An 18480-nucleotide genomic window follows, 5' to 3' on the forward strand; every position below is an offset into this window, starting at 1 on the left:
CGACCGACTCTCGAGCTACAGACTCCAGCCAACCGACTCAACGAGCTACTACTCGCCGCATGACCCCGGCGTTGCTCCCACCACTTGACATTGCCCGGCGCATCCGGTGCAAGAACCTCCCGTCGATCCGGCGCGGTGGCGGCGCGCAACGACTCAAGGCCGTGCCGAGTCACTCGCTGTTCACCGGACATTCCATTCCAAGTACGACGGTCTCGTAATTCCTGGACACCTTCGGGAGTTCGAATACAGGTGTTCTCGAAATCCCGTCATCCTCGGAAAGGTCACACCCATGCGTCGCTACACCCTCCCCGCGGTGGGCTTGCTCGGCATCGCTGCTCTCGCCCTCACCGGTTGCCAGACCCCGGCCGCAGACGCCGACGCCGCTCCTGCTGCGTCCGTCGTCCCCATCACGATCGCCACGCTCCCGCTCGGTGAGGATCCCACGGCGGAGAATCCGATCGAAGTCTTCGCCGAGCTGTTCGAGGAAGCGACCGGCCGCGAGGTCGAGGTCACCGATGTTCCCGACTATCTCAGCGTCGTCGAAGCCATCCGCAACGACCACGTCGACATCGGGATCATGAGCGGGTTCCCGTCGGCGCTCGCCGTGAACACCGGTGAGGTCGATCCCGTCGTCGCGTTCAAGGGCGACGACGAGCCCGTCTCGACCTGCGTCGTCTTGAACGACTCCCCGATCGAAGAGGTCGAGGACTTCAAAGGTAAGACGGTCGCATTCGCCGATCAGGCGTCGAGTTCCGGCTACTTCATGCCGGTGTACATGCTTCACGAGGCAGGGCTCGAGCAGGGAGTCGACTACGAGGCGATCTTCGCCGGCGGCCATGAGGGCAGCTTCGCCGCACTCGCGCAGGGCCAGGTGGATGCCGCGTGCACCGCGAACATGCTCACCGAACTCGGTGCACCGATGTTCCCCTTCGCCGATGGGGAATGGCGCGGCGTCGGCCAGAGCCCTTCCATGAGCGTGCAGGGCACGGTGCTGGGTCGTCAGTCGCTCGACGAGGTAACACGCGCCGTGATCGCCGAGGGGATCGCCGAGGTCTTCAGCGCAAAGAATGCCGAGCGCCTTGGCGCCATGGGGTCGTTCGCGACGCTTGAGCAGACGGTTGAGCCTGACGCCTCGCTGTACGCTTCCTTCGCCGAGATCGCTGCAGTGGCGGGTGTCGAGCTCGAGGATCTGGAATGAGCAGCTCCGTGACACGGGTGGCGGATGCCGCGGCATCCGTCACCGCTGAGCCGGCGATCACTACGGCCGAGCTGCGCCAGGCGCTTCCGCTCGTCACCGTGCGCGGGCTGCGCGTCGCCTACGACGAGAAGCCCGACACGAAGCCGGTACTCGACGGCGTCGATCTCGACCTGTTCCCCGGCGAGATGGTGGCGCTGCTCGGTGCGTCCGGGTCGGGGAAGTCCACGCTGATGAAGAGCCTTACGGGATTCGCGCCGGTCTCTGGCGGGTCGGTGCGCATCGCCGGGCATGACGTCACCAACCTTGCGCGGGGCGAGCTGCGCACGCTTCGCTCGGATGTCGGACAGGTGTTCCAGCAGTTCCAGCTGATTCCCCGGCTGAGCGTGCTCACCAATGTGCTCACGGGAGCGCTCCACGGCGCGGGGCCGATCAACCTCGTCGGCGGGTTCTCCTCGGTGCACCGTCAGCGCGCGCTCGCACTGCTGGACCGCGTGGGCATCCTCCACAAGGCCAAGGACCCCGCCCGTTCGCTGAGCGGTGGCCAGCAGCAGCGGGTCGCGATCGCCAGGGCGCTCATGCAGCAGCCGCGCGTCATCCTCGCCGACGAGCCGGTGGCGTCACTGGATCCGAAGCTCGCCGATTCTGTCCTCGGGCTGCTGCGCCGGATCGCGAGCGAGGACGGCATCCCGGTGCTGGTCAGCCTGCACGTGCTGCCCCTCGCGCTCGCGCACAGTGACCGGATCGTGGGGCTCCGCCACGGCGAGATGCTCGTCTCGGCGCGCACGACCGATCTCGAGGCCGCGGAGCTGTCGGTCCTGTACGAAGAGGAGGACGACGATGTCGACCACCACGCCTGAATCACGCACGCCTGCATCGACCACGCCTGAATCACGAACGAAGCGCGAGCAGTCGACGCTGCCGACGGCGGATCGTGCGCGGCTGGAGCGCGCGTTCTCGATCCCGCGGACCCGCTTCCTGATCGGCATCCCGGTGGCGATCATCGTGCTGTTCTGGTCGGCGGGAGGGGTCGGGTTCGACTTCCTGAAGCTCGGCGAGGGCGCGATCAACATGGGCGAGTTCCTCTCACGGCTGTTCCCACCGGACTTCTCCAAGATCGGCATCATTCTCACTCTGCTGCTGGAGACGCTGCAGATGGCGATCATCGCGACCGTGCTCGGTGCGGTGCTCTCGCTGATCGTCGCCTTCGGCGCGGCATCCAATATCGCTCCGCGCTGGCTGTACTACCCGTCGCGCTGGATGATGAACATCATCCGCTCCGTGCCGGATCTCGTCTTCGCCCTCATGTTCGTCTCGGCAGTCGGGCTCGGACCTTTCGCCGGAATCCTGGCGATGACTCTCGGCTCGCTCGGCTCGATCGGGAAGATCTTCGCCGAGGTGATGGAGTCCGTCGATCGCGGCCCCATCACCGCGATGCATGCGGTCGGAGCATCCAAGCGCCAGGTCATCCAGTACGGAGTGCTGCCGCAGGCGGCGCCCCTGCTCGTGTCGTACACGCTGCTGCTGTTCGAGGGAAATGTGCGCGGCGCGACCATCCTCGGCCTTGTGGGCGCCGGTGGCATCGGGCTCGAACTCACCACGGCGATGCGGATGTACGACTACGGACACCTCAGCGCCATCATCATCTGCATCATCGTGCTCGTCACGGCAATCGATCAGGGCAGCGCCCTCATCAGAAGGAGAATCACATGACCACGGCATCCATGGACACCGCCACGACCGATATCACTCTCAGCGCACCGGCCAACCTGCGCGACCTCGGCGGCATCCCGATCGACGGAGGAGTGCTGCGAGAAGGTCTCGCCATCCGCACCGACGACCTCGCCTACGTCACCTCCGACGTGGTCGATGAGCTCGTCGGTGCCGGTCTCACCGCGATCATCGACCTGCGCTCTCCGGCCGAGGTCGCCGCCACCGGTCGCGGACCGTTCGGTGAACGTGCCCTGGGATACCACCACCTCCCGCTCATCGCGAACGTCGCCGACTCGATGGCCGAAGACGCACCGGATCTCAGCCATGAGGGCATGGGAAAGATGTATGTCCGGATGGTCGAGACCGCAGCGCCTCAGCTCGTCACGGCGTTGAACGTGATCGCGTACACCCCTGGTGCGACGGCGTTCCACTGCGCCGCGGGCCGCGACCGTACCGGCGTGCTTGCCGCGATGCTTCTGCTGGTTCTCGGCGCAGACGACGACGATATCGTCGCCGACTACACCCGCACGGGAGAGAACATGATCGCGATCTTGCAGCGCACCGCCCCCGTCATGAGCGCGATGTGGCGGGCGCTCGGCTTCGAACCCGACGCTCGTCAGGCGTCGTCGAAACTGCTCGAGGGATCCATGGAGGTCTCGATGCGCTCACTGCTGACCACCCTGCGCGAGCGGCACGGCGATGCACTGGCGCCGCTGCGCGCCGCCGGACTCAGCGAGGACACGATCGCTCGGCTTCGTGCGCGGGCGCTCTCGGCATGACCGTTGCCGTGGCGGATGCCGGGGCCGCGGTTCGCCGTGGCCCTGGCCGTCCGCGTGATGAGGAGATCGACGGTCAGATCATCGCGGCGACGCTTGAGCTGATCGACATCGAGGAAGAGGTGACCGTCGCCAGGATCGTCCAGCGCAGCGGTGTCAGCAGGGCGGCGCTGTACCGTCGCTGGCCGTCGCTGACGACGCTGATCGCCGCGGCCCTGGATGTCGGACGTTCTATCCCGCCCGAAGTGGACGCGGAAGGCGACCTCCGCACAGCGCTGTTCGCATCGATGTTCGGCGCCGCAGGGATGGCGACGGCATCCGGCTACTCCGACGCGCGCTTCCGGCAGCGCATCCGTCTCGTGATGGCCGATCGCGCGCTGCAGAAGGCGTACTGGAGATCGCACGTCGCGCGACGCCGCGTTCCGGTCGAAGCCGCGCTGAGTGCAGGCATCGAACGTGGCATCCTGCGTGACGATCTCGACGTCGGGGCGTGCTTCGATGCGATTGCCGGAGTCGTCTACTATCAGCTGGTCGTTCGCGGCGACCGGCTCGAGGAGAAGGCCACGAGCGCCAGAGTGAGCGCGGCGATGGACGTCGTCTGGCGCGGGATGCTGGCCTGACATCGAGGTGCGACCGACCGCGGCGACCCAGGCAATAGCGTGGAGGGGTGATAGCTCTCTCCGTGCTCCTGTTCGTCAACGCGGCCTTCAACGTCATCGTGTGGCCGCGGTTCTACAAGCGGGTCGCGAACGACCCTCGTGCACGGGGTGCCGAGGGCAAGGCGACGACGTTCCTCAAGGTGCACGCTGCGCTGATCGGGCTTGCGCTGGTGATCGCACTCGTCTCCGTGGTCGCCGGTATCGCCGCGCTCGCCGGGGCTCTGTGACGCCGACCCCAGCTGACTCACTCGAACTGTCGCGCGTGCGCTGACCAACCAGCCTCGACGGGGAGTGCGCGCAGGCCGCGGTTCGCGACGGCGAGCAGCACCGAGATCGCGCACAGGGCGGATGCCGTGACGAGCGTGCTCTCGCGTCCGATCACGGCGAGTCCGAGCCCGGCGATCAGCGGGGCGAAGGGCATCGCCCCCATGCCGAGTACCGCGGATGCGCTGTTCGCCCGGCCGAGCAGCTCGGTCGGTGTCGCGACCATGAAGTAGCCCATCAGTGCGGCGTTCACGGCGGGGATGAAGAACACCGTCACCGCGAGGACGGCGATCAGCGCCAGCGGCTCCTGCGCGGGAATCGTTCCGAAGACGCCGAGTGTCGCGACGCCGAGTCCACCGATGATGACCACGCTCGCCCGCACCCGCGACACCAGGAGCGGGGCGATGAGTGCGCCGATCAGCATCGCGACGCCCGCGCCGGTGGCGAGCAGTCCGATCGTGATCGTGGAGTGGCCGGCCTGCTGCAGTGCGTAGATGACCGTCGTCATGGCGGTGCTGAATCCGAGGTTGACGATGGTCGCCACGAACAGCACACCCCGCAGGTCGGGTCGGGAGATCAGCCACCGGAATCCCTCGGCGATCTCCCGCAGTGCATTCGGGCGCCCGATCGCCACTGCTGCGGCTGCAAGGCCGACCTCGGATGCCAACTCGTCCGGGTTTTCCAGACCGGTGGATGCTGCCTCGAGGGTCTCGGCCCCGTGCGGGCCGTCATCGCCAGGGGCTGAGCGCCGCAGCATCCATGCTGTCACCATCGCGATCAAGTGGGACACGGCCATCGCGGCGCCGATCAACCACGCCCCGGCCGCGAGCAGTACGCCGCCGAGCGGCCCTCCTGCGATCTGCAGCACGGCGTCTCGTCCCTGGTTCGCCGCCTGAGCTCTGCCCATCGCGTCGTCGGGGACGATCTCCTTCAATGCGCTCTCGCCGGCGACGTCGAACAGGCCGGCGCGCGCGGCGAGTGCTACATCGATCACGAGCAGAGTGACGAACGTGAGCGCGTCCATGAGGGCGAGCGCGGTGAACGCTCCTGCGAGCACGACGCCTGCGGCGGAGCCGACGATCATCATCACGATGCGGCTGTGACGGTCGGCGAGCACACCGCCGAACACGGTGGTGATCGTGCGGATCGTCATGCCCACGGCGCTGATGATGCCGGCCTGCGCCGGATCGTTCGTGACGAACAGGGCAATCAGCGCAATGGCGAACCCGAACAGGGCAGAAGCCAGACCTTTCGCGGTGTCGCTGATCAGCCAGATGATGTAGCGGACATTGCGCGACAGGCGATGGGCGATGGCGGTGGTCATGACTTCGAGCATAGATGCGCAACAGAACTTGCGCAACTACAATTGCGCAATGGTTGCTGTGGATAGAATCTGAGCATGGCAGACGACAAAGCTCCGGCCACGGCGCAGTCAGGCGCGGGGACTGCGCGCTCGGAGCCGACGGCTTCGCACCACGACGGACGGCCAGCGACCACGGCGATGCTCAAGGCGTACGCCCACCCGCTGCGGCGGCGCATAGCCAAGTCGGTCGCCGGCCGCGGTCACGCGCGTGCCGCCGACGTCGCGGCCGACCTCGGGGTTCCCGCCAACGCTGTGAGCTTCCATCTGCGCGTCCTCGCGGAGGCCGGGCTCATCGAGGAGGCGCCGGAGCACGCCCGCGACAAGCGCGACCGGGTGTGGAAGTCGACCGCGGAGTCGTGGAACGTCGGATCGCCCGAGCATCCGATCGCTGATGAAGAGCTCGGGGGAGTGCTGATGAATGCGCTCGCCGACGATCATCTCGAGATGCTGCGGAGAGTCATGGCGTGGGCGCCGGAGTACGTGTCGGGTCGTGATCCCGTGGTGCACGGCACCTTCACCCAGGCCAACCTGCGACTGACCGAGGATGAGTTCAAGGATATCGAGCGGCGGATCCACGAGATCATCAAAGAGGTCGAGGACGCCCACGACCCCGACGATCCCGACACTCGCATCTGGAGCCTCGACATCGTCGCCGCCGACGACAGGATCTGACGCCGGCAGCGTTCGTGACTCCTCAGGGAACGCGAGAATCGGCCCGATCGAGGCGCATCTGGCGCGGATCGGGCCGATTCTTGAGGAGTTGTGAACGCGGCGGCCTACGGCTTCGCCCGGCGGAACGCCAGGAACGAGATCCCTGCTAGCACGGCGACCACGACCAGGCCCCACAGCGCCAGGCCGAGCGCACCGAGATCGAGGATGCCGAACCACACCTGCTCCCACAGCTCGAGCCGCGTGATCAGGAAGACGATTCCGAGCAGCACGAGAGCGACAGCGACTCCGGCGACCGAGATCACCACGGGGCCCCAGCTCTTGTAGATCGTGGCTCCGGTGAACCCGACCACGAAGAAGAACAGGGCGAGGGTGAAGTAGACGACGAAGGCCCCGAAGGGGCCGGCCTCCCACAGCCACGGCAGGTGGAAGACGTAGCCGTTCACGCCGTAGCCGTTCGTCAGCATCTCGATGCCGCCGCCGATCAGGAACAGCCCACCCATGAAAGCGCTGCCGAGAACGGCGGTGATCAGGGTGCCGACGAAGAACTCTCGTCGGGTGATGCTCATCGCCTGCGAGAAGGGGAAGGTCAGGGTCATCGCCGTCATGCCGACCGCGAAGAATACCCATAGCGGAGCCTGTCCGCCGCCGCCGTACTTCGGGTCGCCGCCGGGAATCATCGCGTAGATCAGCACCGACATGAGCGTGGCGCCGCCGAGGACGATCAGCGGCACCCAGATGAAGGTCTGCTTGTTGATCAACTGCAGACGGATGACATTGAGCGTGCGAGACATCAGCGGACCTCCTGGTTTTCTGCGCTGGCTTTCTGGGTGAGGCGGACGATGAGCTGTTGCAGCGAGACGGGCGCGAGATCCAGGCCGGATGCCGTGACTTCGGCGCGCTCGCGCGGAGTCAGTGCGCCGAGCACGGTGACGGACGCCACGCGCCCGAGCTGATCGCGGTGCAGCACTTCGTGCGACTCGGCCCAGGCGTCGACCTCGGCCGAGTCGCCCACGACGGTCACTGCGCGGTCGCGCATGGCATCCGTCTCCTCGTCCAGGAGGATCTTGCCGTCGTCGATCACGATGACCCGCTCGATGAGATTCGAGACCTCGTCGATCAGGTGCGATGACAGGATGATCGTGCGCGGGTGCTCGGCGTAGTCTTCGAGCAGGCGGTCGTAGAAGATCTGCCTGGCGACGGCGTCGAGACCGAGGTAGGGCTCGTCGAAGAACGTGATGTCGGCACGCGAGGCGAGGCCGATGATGACGCCGACGGCGGACAGCTGCCCGCGGGAGAGTTTCTTGATCGTCTGCTTCATCGGCAGCTGGAAGTCCTTGATCAACTGCTCGGCGAGCTCCTGATCCCAGTTGGTGAAGAACAGCGACGCCGCTTTGAACGCGTGACGGGGTGTCGCGTCATCCGGATACTTCTGGCTCTCGCGAACGAAGCAGATTCGGCTGAGCACGCGGGAGTTCTCGTACGGTTGCTCACCGAACACCCGCGCCTCTCCGGAGGTGGCGAAGTTCTGAGCTGTGAGGATGGACATGAGGGTCGTCTTACCTGCACCATTGCGGCCCAATAGGCCGTAGATGGCGTTGCCCTCGAGTGACAGCGACACGTTGTCGAGTGCCCGCTTGTCCTTGTAATGCTTGGAGAGGTTTTGCACCTCGATGACGGCGGTCATGCGGGGTTCCCTTCGGTGGTGGATTCGGATGCCGCGGCCGCTGCGCGTTCGCGAAGCAGTGCGGCGAGATCGTCGGCGCTGAGGCCGAGTGTGTATGCTTCGGCGAGCATGGGATCGATGTAGCGGTCGGCGAAGGCGGAGCGCCGCTCGCCGAGCAGCAGTTCGCGTGCTCCGGCGGCGACGAACATGCCGATTCCGCGGCGCTTGTACAGCACGCCCTTGTCGGTGAGCATTGCGGCTCCTTTTGCGGCGGTGGCGGGGTTGATGCGGTAGAAGGCGGCGAGCTCGTTGGTGGACGGAGCTTTGGATTCTTCCTCTAGCGAGCCGTCGAGGATCGAGTCTTCGATCTGCTCGGCGATCTGAAGGAAGAGTGCCTTGCCTTCTTCGATCACAGGTGCCTCCAGTTTGTCACTTGGTTACCTACTTGACTAAATAACCATATAACCTGCGGCGCGTCAACGGCAAGATTCACGTCATGCCTCCGATGACGCGTTCGTCAATCCCCTGGGCGCAACGGGGATTGTCAGGCGTAATAGGATCATGCAAACCGATCGAGTCGTGGACGGGCGTATCCCAGGGACGGATGCCGTCGCACCGCGGATCTCAGTGGTGATCCCTGTCAAGAACGACGCGGCCCACCTCGAACGTTGTCTGACCAGACTGGCGCTGCAATCGCGACCTCCCGACGAGCTGATCGTCGTTGACAACGGCTCATCGGATGGGTCGGCCGAGGTGGCCGCCCGCTTCGGTGCGGCCGTGGTGAGATGTTCTGAACCGGGAATCCCTGCTGCCAGCGCCCGCGGCTACGATGCCGCGAACGGGGACATCATCCTGCGCCTCGACGCGGATTGCGTCGCTCCGATCTCTTGGATCGAGAATGTCGTCTCTGCATTCGGGCGGCGTCCGGATATCGCCGCCGTGACCGGTGCAGCACGCTTCATCGACGGGCCGCTGGCGCTGCGCGTTCCTCTGGCGAGCGTCTACCTGCTCGGGTACGTTCTCGTGACGGTGCCGACGCTCGGACACCTACCGGTGTTCGGGTCGAACTTCGCGATGCGCGCCAGCACGTGGCGCAGCGTCGAGCGCCTGGTCCACCGTGATGACCCCGAGCTTCACGACGACCTGGACATCGCGTTTCACATCGGAGACAGGCGCCGTATCGGTTATCTGCGAGGCGAGGCGATGGGCATCTCGATGCGGCCGTTCCGCAGCGCGAGTTCGTTCGTCACCCGGGTGTCCCGCGGCTTCCGCACGGTCTTCCGGCACTGGCCGCGCGATTTTCCGCCGCACCGCTGGTGCCGTGTGGCGTGGCATCGCGTATCTGACCACCGGTTGCGGGGGAGGCCCTCATGAGCTACGGCCCCCAGGCTCTGAGGCCTCTCATCGGGAAGGCGCGCGCGCCCGCGCTGCATGTCATGACGTGGAATGTGCGTCGTGCGGTGCCCCTCGGGATTCGAGATGCCGGTCGGTGGAGACGTCGAGCACCGCGCCTCGCCGCGCTGCTCGCAGCGGAGCGACCGACCGTGCTCGGAGTCCAAGAGGCGCTTCCGCAGCAGGCTCGGTTCATCCGGAATGCGCTCGGTGGCTCCTTTCGATACGTCGGCCGCGGACGCGCTGGCGATGGGCGTGGCGAGGGTTGCCCGATCTTCTATGATTCGAACCGACTCGAGCTGGTGAACGCTCAGCAGCTCGCGTTGTCCGACCGACCGAACGTTGCCGGATCCCGGTCGTGGGGCAACGTCCTGCCGCGGATCAGGCTCAATGCGACATTCCGTGATCGTGCGACAGGTCGAAGCCTCTTCGTGGTCAACACCCATCTCGACCATCTCTCACGGCATTCTCGACTTCGTTCCGCAGAAGCGGTTCGGCGGTCGGTGGCCGCCTGCGGGCTGCCGGCGATCGTGACGGGCGACATGAACGACGACGAGTGCGGCGCGACGATCGACGAGCTGTTTCGCGATGATCTGCTCGCAGATGCCTGGTCGCGTGCGCACGTGCAGCTGACTCCGCCGTGGGGTACGCGGCCGAATTACCGTCGCCCCCGGCGGAACGGTCGTCGTATCGACTGGATCGCCGTGTCGTCGGGGCTGCGCGTGTCCCGAGCGGCAGTGAACGCGCACCGCTACATCGGCGGGTGGGGATCGGATCATCTGCCGGTGCAGGTGGAGATCGTGTCGCCTGAGTAGTCTGGCCGATGATGATCGAGAACTTTCTTCGTAGGCCGCAGACCGCGGGCGAGATCATCGCGGATGCGGTTCGCGTGTTCGGACTTCTCAGCGTCGTGATCGCGGCCGTATGGTTCGAACTGACGGATGCCGGCGTGCTCGCCTTCACCCTGCCTGGACTGCTGATCCCGCGTTTCATCGGCGTGCGAGCGGGAGCCGACGTCGCATTCTGTCTCACGCTGCTCGTCGCCGCGTGGAGCAATGTCTTCGACCTGTACACCCGCATCGTCTGGTGGGATCTTGCTGTCCACTTCGTGTGCACGGGGGCGAGCGCTGCGATCTGTTACCTGTTGTTCAGCCGATTGCGTTTCGTGCCGACTCCGGGACAGAAAGTCGTACTCGGTGCAGTGCTGATCACGACGACGCTGGGACTTGCGATGAGTGCCCTCTGGGAGATGGTGGAGTGGTTCGGTCACGCTTTCATCAGCGAAGACATCTTCGTCGCGTATGACGACACCATTGCCGACATGGCTGTCGGCGGGCTCGGCGCCCTGTTCGCAGGGTTCGCGGTCTCGTTCGTGCGATTGCTTCGCCCGGACGCGGTCGAACATGCTGGCTACAGTGGGTAGGTGAATGAGTTCGGATTCGAGCGGCTGCGGCGCGCACCGGACGTCGAAGCGTCGAACCTCTTCGCGTACGACGCGACGGATCGGTTGCTGGTCGAGCGGGCGCTCGCCCTGAGCGCGGAGCAGAGGCTGTCGGGATCGGATATCGCCGTCATCGGCGACGAGTACGGCGCGATCACGCTCGCGCTGACGGATGCTGGGTATCGCGGTATCCGCCTGCATCAGGACCTGGTGACCGGGCGGCGGGCGCTGGCGCGCAACGCCGATGAGCTCGGAATCAGCGGGTTCGAATCGCACGAACTGGATTCGTCGCTTCTCGAAGGTGCGCGCCTCGTGCTGCTGCAGCTGCCGAAGTCGCTCGCCGAGCTCGAGGAGATCGCGGATGCTGTGGCCCGCTGGGCTGCGCCCGATGTGGTGCTCGTCGCCGGTGGGCGCGTCAAGCACATGACCCTCGCGCAGAACGAGTTACTCGGGCGCAGCTTCGCGGAGGTTCAGCCGCAGCGGGCCGAGCGGAAGTCGCGGCTGATCGTGGCGTCAGGCGCGCTGGCCGTGCCGGCACAGCCGCCGCATCCGCAGCGGGCCGAGCACCCCGAGTTCGGGCTCACCCTCGTGGCGCACGGCGGCGCATTCGCCGCGAACCGGATCGACATCGGCACACGCGTGCTGCTCGAGGTGCTGGCCGGGGAAGCCGGATCCGCCGCACAACTCCGGAGAAGTGCGCGCCTGGCGCCCGAGAGCCGCCGAGATCATGCCGAACTCCAGAATTCCTCCGGAGTTATGCCGGACGAACCGCAGGTCGTCGTCGACCTCGGCTGCGGAACCGGAGCGCTCGCCGCGCACTACGCGCTGCATCACCCCGAAGCGCACGTCATGGCGACCGACCGCTCGGCGGCTGCCACGGCATCCGCACGCGAGACCATGATGGCGAACGGCGTGGCCGACCGCGTGACGGTGACGCACGACGACGCCGGCTCCGACCTGCCAGCCGCCGGCGCCGACCTGATCCTGCTGAATCCGCCCTTTCATCTCGGCGCGAGCGTCCACACCGGCGCGGCGACGCGTCTGTTCGCGGCATCCGCTCGCCTGCTCCGCCCCGGCGGTGAACTGCTCACCGTGTTCAACTCGAGCCTCGCGTATCGTCCCGAACTGACACGTCTGATCGGCCGGACAGAACAGGTTCATCGCACGTCGAAATTCACTGTGACCTGCAGCATCCGCCGCTGACACGCCAACACGCAGATTGTCGACATTCGACAGAACCCCCGTTCAGATAACAAAAAGCCTATCGTTCAATCTCGACGGGATTTGCCCCTGACCGGCCATATTGTTACGTTGAGATGTAGGCCTTTTCGGCTTATAGACCAGTCCGCGGTCACGTCCTTCATTCGATGAGCTGTGCTGCGAAGAGGCGTGGGCGTACGGTTGATGTTCTTTGCGCGGATCCGAAATCCGTCGCCTGAGCCGCCAGCACGACACTGTCGAAGCGGCCTCGTGATCATCACCCGGGCGTAACCGAAGTCGGCTACCGAGACCCGAAGAATCGGAAGCCATCGGGGGAAAAGTGACCGAAACCGCTCTCGAAGCGCGCCATCTCTTCAAGGTGTTCGGCAGGAATCCGAACCAGGCCGTCCGTCGCCTGAAGGCGGGCGAGTCCCGCACAGACATTCAGGATGCCGGAACCGCTGCCGTCATCGACGCCAGTTTCACCGTCAACCGCGGCGAGATATTCGTCATCATGGGGCTGTCCGGATCGGGCAAGTCCACCATAATCCGCATGCTCAACGGGCTGCATGACATCACCGACGGCTCCGTCATGATCAACGGCGACGAGATCGCCGGTGTACCGGCATCCCGCCTGCGCGAGATCCGCCGAGAGAACGTGTCGATGGTGTTCCAGCACTTCGCGCTGCTGCCGCACCGCACAGTCGCCGACAACGTCGCCTATCCGCTCGAGCTGCGTGGAGTCGGGAAGGCCGAGCGTCTCGCGAAGGCCGAAGAGGTCATCGCCATGGTGGGGCTCGAGGGCTGGGGTGACAAGCTGCCCAGTCAGCTCTCCGGTGGAATGCAGCAACGCGTCGGCATCGCGCGTGCGCTTGCCGCGGACACCGAGATCCTGCTCATGGATGAGGCCTTCAGTGCGCTCGACCCGCTGATCCGCCGCGAGATGCAGGAGCAACTCATCGAGTTGCAGCAGAAACTGCAGAAGACCATCGTCTTCATCACCCACGACCTCAACGAGGCCATGTTTCTCGGCGACCGCATCGCCGTGATGCGTGACGGTCGGATCGTCCAGATCGGCACGCCGGAGGACATTCTCACCGATCCGGCCAACGACTACGTCGCCCAGTTCGTGCAGGATGTCGACCGCACTCGTGTGCTCACAGCAGCCAATGTCATGGAGCGTCCGCGTGCCGTTGTCCCAGCGAGCGGTGGGCCCCGCGCGGCACTGCACGAGATGCGCGATGCATACTCCTCGGCCGTATACATCGTCGGCCGTGACCGCAAGCTGCTGGGCATGGTCACCGACCGCGATGCGGTCAAGCTCATCCGCAAGGGAGAGAGCTCGCTGACCTCCATTCTCAAGCCCGTGCCGCAGAGCGTGAACGAATCCGATGTGCTCGCCGACCTGTTCATTCCTGCCGCAGAATCGCAGCTCCCGCTGGCCGTGACGGACGCGGAGGACCGCCTGGTCGGTGTCATCCCGCGCGTGACGCTGCTGGCCGCGCTCGGGCCTGGTCCGAACGCGACCGGCGAACTGACGATCCCGTTGCAGCCGATGCCGACAACGGTCATTGATGAAGTGCTGGGCGGCCCCGCCGGCGAAGAGCCGGCCACCGATGTGCAGGAGGTGCGCTGATGGATGGTTTCCGTCTTCCGATCGGCCAGGCCGCGGATGTCATCGTCGATTGGATTCGCGACAACTTCAAGTTCCTGCTCGACATCATCTCGAACATCGTCAGCTTCCTCGTCGAGGGTCTCGCCGACGTTTTGAATTTCCTGCCCGCACCGATCATGATCGTCGTGTTCGCACTGATCGCCTGGTTGCTGCGCTCATGGCAGCTGGCGGTCGGCACGGCGGTGACCTTCACGATCATCGTCGGCATGGATCAGTGGGACCACGCGATGGAGACGCTCGCGCTGGTGCTCATCGCCGCGCTGGTCACCGTGGCGATCTCGATACCCCTCGGCATCTGGGCGGCACGCAACGACCGGGTCAGCGCGATAGTGAAACCCGTGCTCGACTTCATGCAGACGATGCCCTCGATGGTCTATCTGATTCCCGTGATCGTGTTCTTCGGCGTCGGATTCGTCCCCGGCGTGATCGCGACTGTGATCTTCTCGCTCCCCCCGGGAGTGCGACTCACCGAGTTGGGTATTCGCGGTGTCGACTCCGAAACCGTCGAGGCGGGACAGGCGTTCGGTGCAGCCCCCGGCCAGATCCTGCGCGGCATCCAGCTCCCGTTGGCGATGCCGACGATCATGGCCGGCATCAACCAGGTCATCATGCTCGCCCTGTCGATGGCCGTCATCGCCGGTATCGGCGGCGCCAATGGTCTCGGTAAGGAGGTCGCGGCCGCCCTGTCGACAATCAACATCCCTCAGGGCGTCGAAGCGGGCCTCGGCGTCGTATTCATCGCCGTCTTCCTCGACCGCGTGACCGCGGCGCTCGGCGACCCGGGTTCGCAACGGTCGTCACTGCTCGGTATCCTGGCTCGTCGCCGCAGCTCGCAGCAGGCGATGAAGGCGGATGCCGTGTCGGAGCCTGTTGTGGCACGAACCCACTGAACTCATACGAAACGCAGCAGAACATACGAAAGGAAGCACTATGAAGAAGTTCCGGCACATCACAGCCATCACAGCAATCGGTGTAACAGCATCCCTCGCCCTCGCGGGCTGTGCGACAGGCGGCGACGCCGGTGGCGACGGCGGCGACAATGGCGACATGGGCACCATCACGCTCGGCTACCTGCCCAGCTGGACCGATGGTCTGAGCATGGCGTACCTCGCGCAGGACCAGCTCGAGAAGCTCGGCTACACGGTCGAGATGGAGGAAATGACCGAGGCGGGCCCGCTGTTCACCGGCCTCGCGCAGGGCGACTTCGACGTGTACCCGTCGGCATGGCCTGAGGTGACGCACGCGGCGTACATGGAGCAGTACGGCGATGATCTCGAGGATCTCGGCGCGTACTACGAGGGCGCCGTGCTCACGATCGCGGTCCCGACCTACATGGACGACATCAACTCCCTCGAAGACCTCAAGGGTCAGGCCGATCGTTTCGACGGAAAGATCACCGGCATCGAGCCCGGTGCAGGTCTGACGAAGGCTACTCAGGAGTCGATGATGCCGGCCTACGGTCTCGACGGCGAGTACGAACTGCTCACCTCGTCGACCGCCGGCATGCTTGCCGAGCTCGACACCGCGTATGCGGCCGAAGAGGACATCGTCGTCACGCTGTGGCGTCCGTTCTGGGCCTACAACGACTGGGAGATGAAGGACCTCGAGGACCCGCAGGGCGCAATGGGCGAGCCGGAGACGCTCAACTTCATCGCGCACGCCGGCGTCAGCGACGAGTTCCCCGAGGCGGCCGAGCTGTTCGGGAAGATCAAGCTGGATGATGATCAGTACGGCTCGCTTGAAGGGCTGGTCACCGGCGACGAGTACGAGGGCGACCCGGCAGCTGCCGTGGACGCCTGGATCGACGAGAACGGCGACCAGTTCGACTGGCTCGTCACCGAGTAATTCTCTGACTCGCTCGCTGAGCGTGTTGATGGGCGTCGCGACTTCGGTCGCGGCGCCCTTTGTGGTTCCGCGACGACAGATCCCGTCGCAACGGCTTCGCCGCTCGGATGCCCGACGCCGAGGCGTCGCGCTACGGAACGATCGAGTCGATGTACCCACCGTCGACCCGCACGGCGGCTCCCGTCGTCGCGGATGCCAGCGGCGAGGAGAGGTAGGCGACCATGTTCGCGATCTCCTCGGGTTCGATCAGGCGCTGCAGCAGCGACTGCGGCCGGTGCAGGCGCATGAATTCGCGCTGCGCCTCACCCCACGGAAGGGTGGAGTCGACCAGTTCGTAGACGAACGTCTCCACACCACCTGTGTGCGTCGGGCCGGCGAGCACGGAGTTGACCGTGACGCCGGTGCCGGCGGCATCCTTCGCGAAGCCGCGGGACACCGCGAGAAGGGCGGTCTTCGACATGCCGTAGTGGATCATCTCGGCCGGGATGACCACCGCAGAATCGCTGGCGATGCTGAGCACGCGCCCCCATCCGCGCGACTTCATACCGGGCAGCGTCTCCCGGATCAGCCGCACAGCGGAGAGAACATTGACGTCGAAGTAGCGGCGCCACTCCTCGTCGGTGATCTCCAGCGCGTCGGTCGTGCCGAAGATCCCGAGGTTGTTGACGAGCACGTCTATGTCGCCGGTGGCGGCGAGCACGGCATCCGCTCCCTCTTGATTCGTGACGTCGCCGGGGGCGGCGATCAGGTCGCGGTCGGTGGACTCCGCCTGCAACTCCGCGATGACGGATGCCACGGTGTCGGCGCTGCGGCCGTTGATGGCGACGCGTGCTCCTGTGTCGGCCAGGGTGGCGGCGATGGCCCTCCCGATGCCCTGGGTGGAGCCGGTGACGAGTGCAGTCTTGCCGCCTAGATCTATACGCATGGTGGATGCAACCACGGCCGGACCGAAATCATGCCGCCGCACTGATGCAGGGCCGGTGCGCAACCCCCTGCCGCATCCGGAAGACGCGCGTAGCCTGACGACATGGACGGGTTCGCGGCTGTCGACTTCGGCTTCGCGCGCGAGGTGCTCCAGCGAGGCATCGCGGCGCTCTATCTCGTCGCCTTCGTCTCGTCGCTGAACCAGTTCCGGCCGCTGCTGGGCGAGCACGGACTGCTGCCCGCACCGGCGCTGCTGCAATGGGCCTCCACGTCGAAGGCGCGCGGGCGGATGCTGCAGCCGACGCTGTTCCGCCGCATCAGCTACACCGACCGACGCCTCGCGGTGCTGTGCTGGGCGGGCATCGTCATCGCGGCGCTGCTCGTCGCCGGTGTCCCGCAGATGGCGCCGCCGTGGGTGCCGATGGTGTGCTTCCTGCTGCTGTGGTTCGGATACATGTCGATCTCCAGTATCGGGCAGACGTTCTACGGGTTCGGGTGGGAGATGCTGCTGTTGGAGGCGGGCTTCCTCGCCGCGTTCCTCGGCTCGCGCGATCAGCCGCCGCCGACCGTCGTGATCGTGCTGTTGTGGTGGCTGGTGTTCCGCCTGGAGTTCGGTGCGGGTATGATCAAGATCCGCGGAGGGCGGGAATGGCGCGATCTCACGGCGCTGACCTTCCACCACGAGACGCAGCCGATGCCGGGGCCATTGAGCCGCCAGGCGCATCTGCTGCCGCGGTGGTTGCACAAGGCCGAGGTGGTGGGCAACCACTTCGCGCAACTGGTCGTGCCGTTCTTCCTGTTCGCGCCGCTGCTCTCGCTCTGGATGCCGGGGTCGGTACCGCTGCTCATCGGCGCCGCTGCGGGCGCGATCGTCATCGTGACGCAACTGTGGCTCATCTTCACGGGCAACTTCGCGTGGCTGAACTGGGCGACGGTCGTGATCGCGTTCTCAGCGATCGGGATGCCCGCGAATGCCCCCGGAGCGGACGCGCTCCCGCTCTACTGGATCGTGATCACGTCGGCCGTCGGCATCCTGTATCTCGTCGTCAGCTGGCCGGCCCTGCATAACCTGTTCGCGCGTCGTCAGCTGATGAACGCGAGCTTCAACCGCTGGCAGATCGCGAACGCCTATGGCGCGTTCGGCACCGTGACGAAGGAGCGGGTGGAGATCGTCATCGAGGGCACGCTCGATGACGACCCGGATGCCGCGACCTGGCGCGAGTATGAGTTCAAGGGCAAGCCCGGAGATGTGCGCCGCGTGCCGCGGCAGTTCGCGCCGTACCATCTGCGCCTCGACTGGCTGATGTGGTTCCTGCCGCTCGGGCGCTCGCTGGACGACTGGTTCACGGTGCTGCTGGCGAGGCTACTGCAGGCGGATGCTCCGACCCTGGCATTGCTGCGTGTCGATCCGTTCGAGGGACAGCGGCCGCGGTGGGTGCGGGCGGTGTCGTACCGATACCGCTTCGCGACCAGGGAGGAGCGCCGGAAGAGCGGCGTGGTGTGGGTGCGCGATCGGCGACGCGAGGTCGTGGGGGCTGCGGAGCTGCGGTGAGTGCCGAGCGGATTCGGTACGGATGCACGACCCGGGAGCGGATGCACGATCATTCGGGGTCTCCGGTCGTGCAGGTGTTCCTCGATCGTGCAGGTGTGCCCGGTCGTGCCGACTCCCCGGCGGCAAGGACCTCGGGGTGACAGGGA

At 65.9% G+C, this 18480-nt stretch carries 20 protein-coding genes; 15 read left to right on the top strand and 5 right to left on the bottom strand.

Annotation, left to right across the window (positions count from 1 at the left end; genetic code table 11):
* The first annotated feature begins 289 nt into the window (after positions 1 to 289).
* From phnD to HDC95_RS14010, 6 genes are read left to right on the top strand one after another with little or no spacing between them, the layout of a single operon-like run.
* Positions 290 to 1198, top strand: a complete 909-nt coding sequence (gene phnD, locus HDC95_RS13985; RefSeq protein ID WP_259064211.1) for a phosphate/phosphite/phosphonate ABC transporter substrate-binding protein — start codon at positions 290 to 292, stop codon at positions 1196 to 1198.
* Positions 1195 to 2055 carry a phosphonate ABC transporter ATP-binding protein gene (locus HDC95_RS13990; protein WP_259064212.1) on the top strand — a complete coding sequence of 287 codons (861 nt, stop codon included), beginning with the start codon at positions 1195 to 1197 and terminating at the stop codon, positions 2053 to 2055. Before phnD ends, HDC95_RS13990 begins: the two co-directional genes overlap by 4 nt.
* A complete protein-coding gene (gene phnE, locus HDC95_RS13995; protein ID WP_259064213.1) occupies positions 2036 to 2908 on the top strand; it encodes a phosphonate ABC transporter, permease protein PhnE in 873 nt (290 codons plus the stop codon). The genes HDC95_RS13990 and phnE overlap by 20 nt, the downstream gene beginning before the upstream one ends.
* Positions 2905 to 3687: a tyrosine-protein phosphatase gene (locus HDC95_RS14000; protein ID WP_259064215.1), complete on the top strand. Its 783-nt coding sequence runs from the start codon at positions 2905 to 2907 to the stop codon at positions 3685 to 3687. Before phnE ends, HDC95_RS14000 begins: the two co-directional genes overlap by 4 nt.
* Positions 3684 to 4304, top strand: coding sequence for a TetR/AcrR family transcriptional regulator (locus HDC95_RS14005; protein WP_259064216.1), 621 nt, complete (start codon positions 3684 to 3686; stop codon positions 4302 to 4304). The genes HDC95_RS14000 and HDC95_RS14005 overlap by 4 nt, the downstream gene beginning before the upstream one ends.
* Positions 4305 to 4351: 47 nt before the next feature.
* Positions 4352 to 4570 carry an SCO4848 family membrane protein gene (locus HDC95_RS14010; protein WP_259064217.1) on the top strand — a complete coding sequence of 73 codons (219 nt, stop codon included), beginning with the start codon at positions 4352 to 4354 and terminating at the stop codon, positions 4568 to 4570.
* Between the two features lie 17 nt (positions 4571 to 4587).
* Here HDC95_RS14010 and HDC95_RS14015 read toward each other — a convergent pair whose 3' ends face one another.
* Positions 4588 to 5931: an MFS transporter gene (locus tag HDC95_RS14015; RefSeq protein WP_259064218.1), complete on the bottom strand. Its 1344-nt coding sequence runs from the start codon at positions 5929 to 5931 to the stop codon at positions 4588 to 4590.
* Between the two features lie 75 nt (positions 5932 to 6006).
* Here HDC95_RS14015 and HDC95_RS14020 point away from each other — a divergent pair, with 75 nt between their 5' ends.
* Positions 6007 to 6642 carry a helix-turn-helix transcriptional regulator gene (locus HDC95_RS14020; RefSeq protein WP_259064219.1) on the top strand — a complete coding sequence of 212 codons (636 nt, stop codon included), beginning with the start codon at positions 6007 to 6009 and terminating at the stop codon, positions 6640 to 6642.
* A gap of 104 nt (positions 6643 to 6746) precedes the next feature.
* On the opposite strand, the gene HDC95_RS14025 is transcribed toward HDC95_RS14020, so the two are convergent.
* The 3 genes from HDC95_RS14025 to HDC95_RS14035 are packed head-to-tail and all read right to left on the bottom strand — an operon-like array spanning position 6747 to position 8718.
* Positions 6747 to 7433: a hypothetical protein gene (locus HDC95_RS14025; RefSeq protein ID WP_259064220.1), complete on the bottom strand. Its 687-nt coding sequence runs from the start codon at positions 7431 to 7433 to the stop codon at positions 6747 to 6749.
* Positions 7433 to 8326 carry an ABC transporter ATP-binding protein gene (locus HDC95_RS14030; protein WP_259064221.1) on the bottom strand — a complete coding sequence of 298 codons (894 nt, stop codon included), beginning with the start codon at positions 8324 to 8326 and terminating at the stop codon, positions 7433 to 7435. Before HDC95_RS14030 ends, HDC95_RS14025 begins: the two co-directional genes overlap by 1 nt.
* Positions 8323 to 8718, bottom strand: a complete 396-nt coding sequence (locus HDC95_RS14035) for a GntR family transcriptional regulator (RefSeq protein ID WP_259064222.1) — start codon at positions 8716 to 8718, stop codon at positions 8323 to 8325. The genes HDC95_RS14030 and HDC95_RS14035 overlap by 4 nt, the downstream gene beginning before the upstream one ends.
* Before the next feature lie 148 nt (positions 8719 to 8866).
* Between HDC95_RS14035 and HDC95_RS14040 the strand changes: the two genes are divergently transcribed.
* From HDC95_RS14040 to HDC95_RS14070, 7 genes are all read left to right on the top strand, one after another.
* A complete protein-coding gene (locus tag HDC95_RS14040; protein ID WP_259064224.1) occupies positions 8867 to 9679 on the top strand; it encodes a glycosyltransferase family A protein in 813 nt (270 codons plus the stop codon).
* On the top strand, positions 9676 to 10512 hold the full coding sequence (locus HDC95_RS14045) for an endonuclease/exonuclease/phosphatase family protein (RefSeq protein WP_259064225.1): 837 nt from the start codon (positions 9676 to 9678) through the stop codon (positions 10510 to 10512). Before HDC95_RS14040 ends, HDC95_RS14045 begins: the two co-directional genes overlap by 4 nt.
* Positions 10513 to 10520: 8 nt before the next feature.
* Entirely contained in the window at positions 10521 to 11120 is a 600-nt protein-coding gene (locus HDC95_RS14050) for a hypothetical protein (protein WP_259064226.1), read from the top strand.
* Positions 11121 to 12341, top strand: coding sequence for a class I SAM-dependent methyltransferase (locus HDC95_RS14055; protein ID WP_259064227.1), 1221 nt, complete (start codon positions 11121 to 11123; stop codon positions 12339 to 12341).
* Between the two features lie 337 nt (positions 12342 to 12678).
* Entirely contained in the window at positions 12679 to 13974 is a 1296-nt protein-coding gene (locus HDC95_RS14060) for a glycine betaine/L-proline ABC transporter ATP-binding protein (RefSeq protein WP_259064228.1), read from the top strand.
* Positions 13974 to 14903, top strand: a complete 930-nt coding sequence (locus tag HDC95_RS14065) for a proline/glycine betaine ABC transporter permease (protein WP_259064229.1) — start codon at positions 13974 to 13976, stop codon at positions 14901 to 14903. Before HDC95_RS14060 ends, HDC95_RS14065 begins: the two co-directional genes overlap by 1 nt.
* A gap of 40 nt (positions 14904 to 14943) precedes the next feature.
* Complete coding sequence (locus HDC95_RS14070) at positions 14944 to 15858, top strand: glycine betaine ABC transporter substrate-binding protein (RefSeq protein ID WP_259064230.1); 915 nt, start codon at positions 14944 to 14946, stop codon at positions 15856 to 15858.
* 130 nt (positions 15859 to 15988) lie between these two features.
* Here HDC95_RS14070 and HDC95_RS14075 read toward each other — a convergent pair whose 3' ends face one another.
* Entirely contained in the window at positions 15989 to 16783 is a 795-nt protein-coding gene (locus HDC95_RS14075; protein WP_259064428.1) for an SDR family NAD(P)-dependent oxidoreductase, read from the bottom strand.
* Between the two features lie 102 nt (positions 16784 to 16885).
* On the opposite strand from HDC95_RS14075, the gene HDC95_RS14080 reads away from it, so the two are divergent.
* Complete coding sequence (locus HDC95_RS14080; RefSeq protein ID WP_259064231.1) at positions 16886 to 18334, top strand: lipase maturation factor family protein; 1449 nt, start codon at positions 16886 to 16888, stop codon at positions 18332 to 18334.
* Positions 18335 to 18480: the final 146 nt, after the last annotated feature.

The organism is Microbacterium sp. AK031, from assembly GCF_024807145.1.
Taxonomy (GTDB): Bacteria; Actinomycetota; Actinomycetes; order Actinomycetales; family Microbacteriaceae; genus Microbacterium.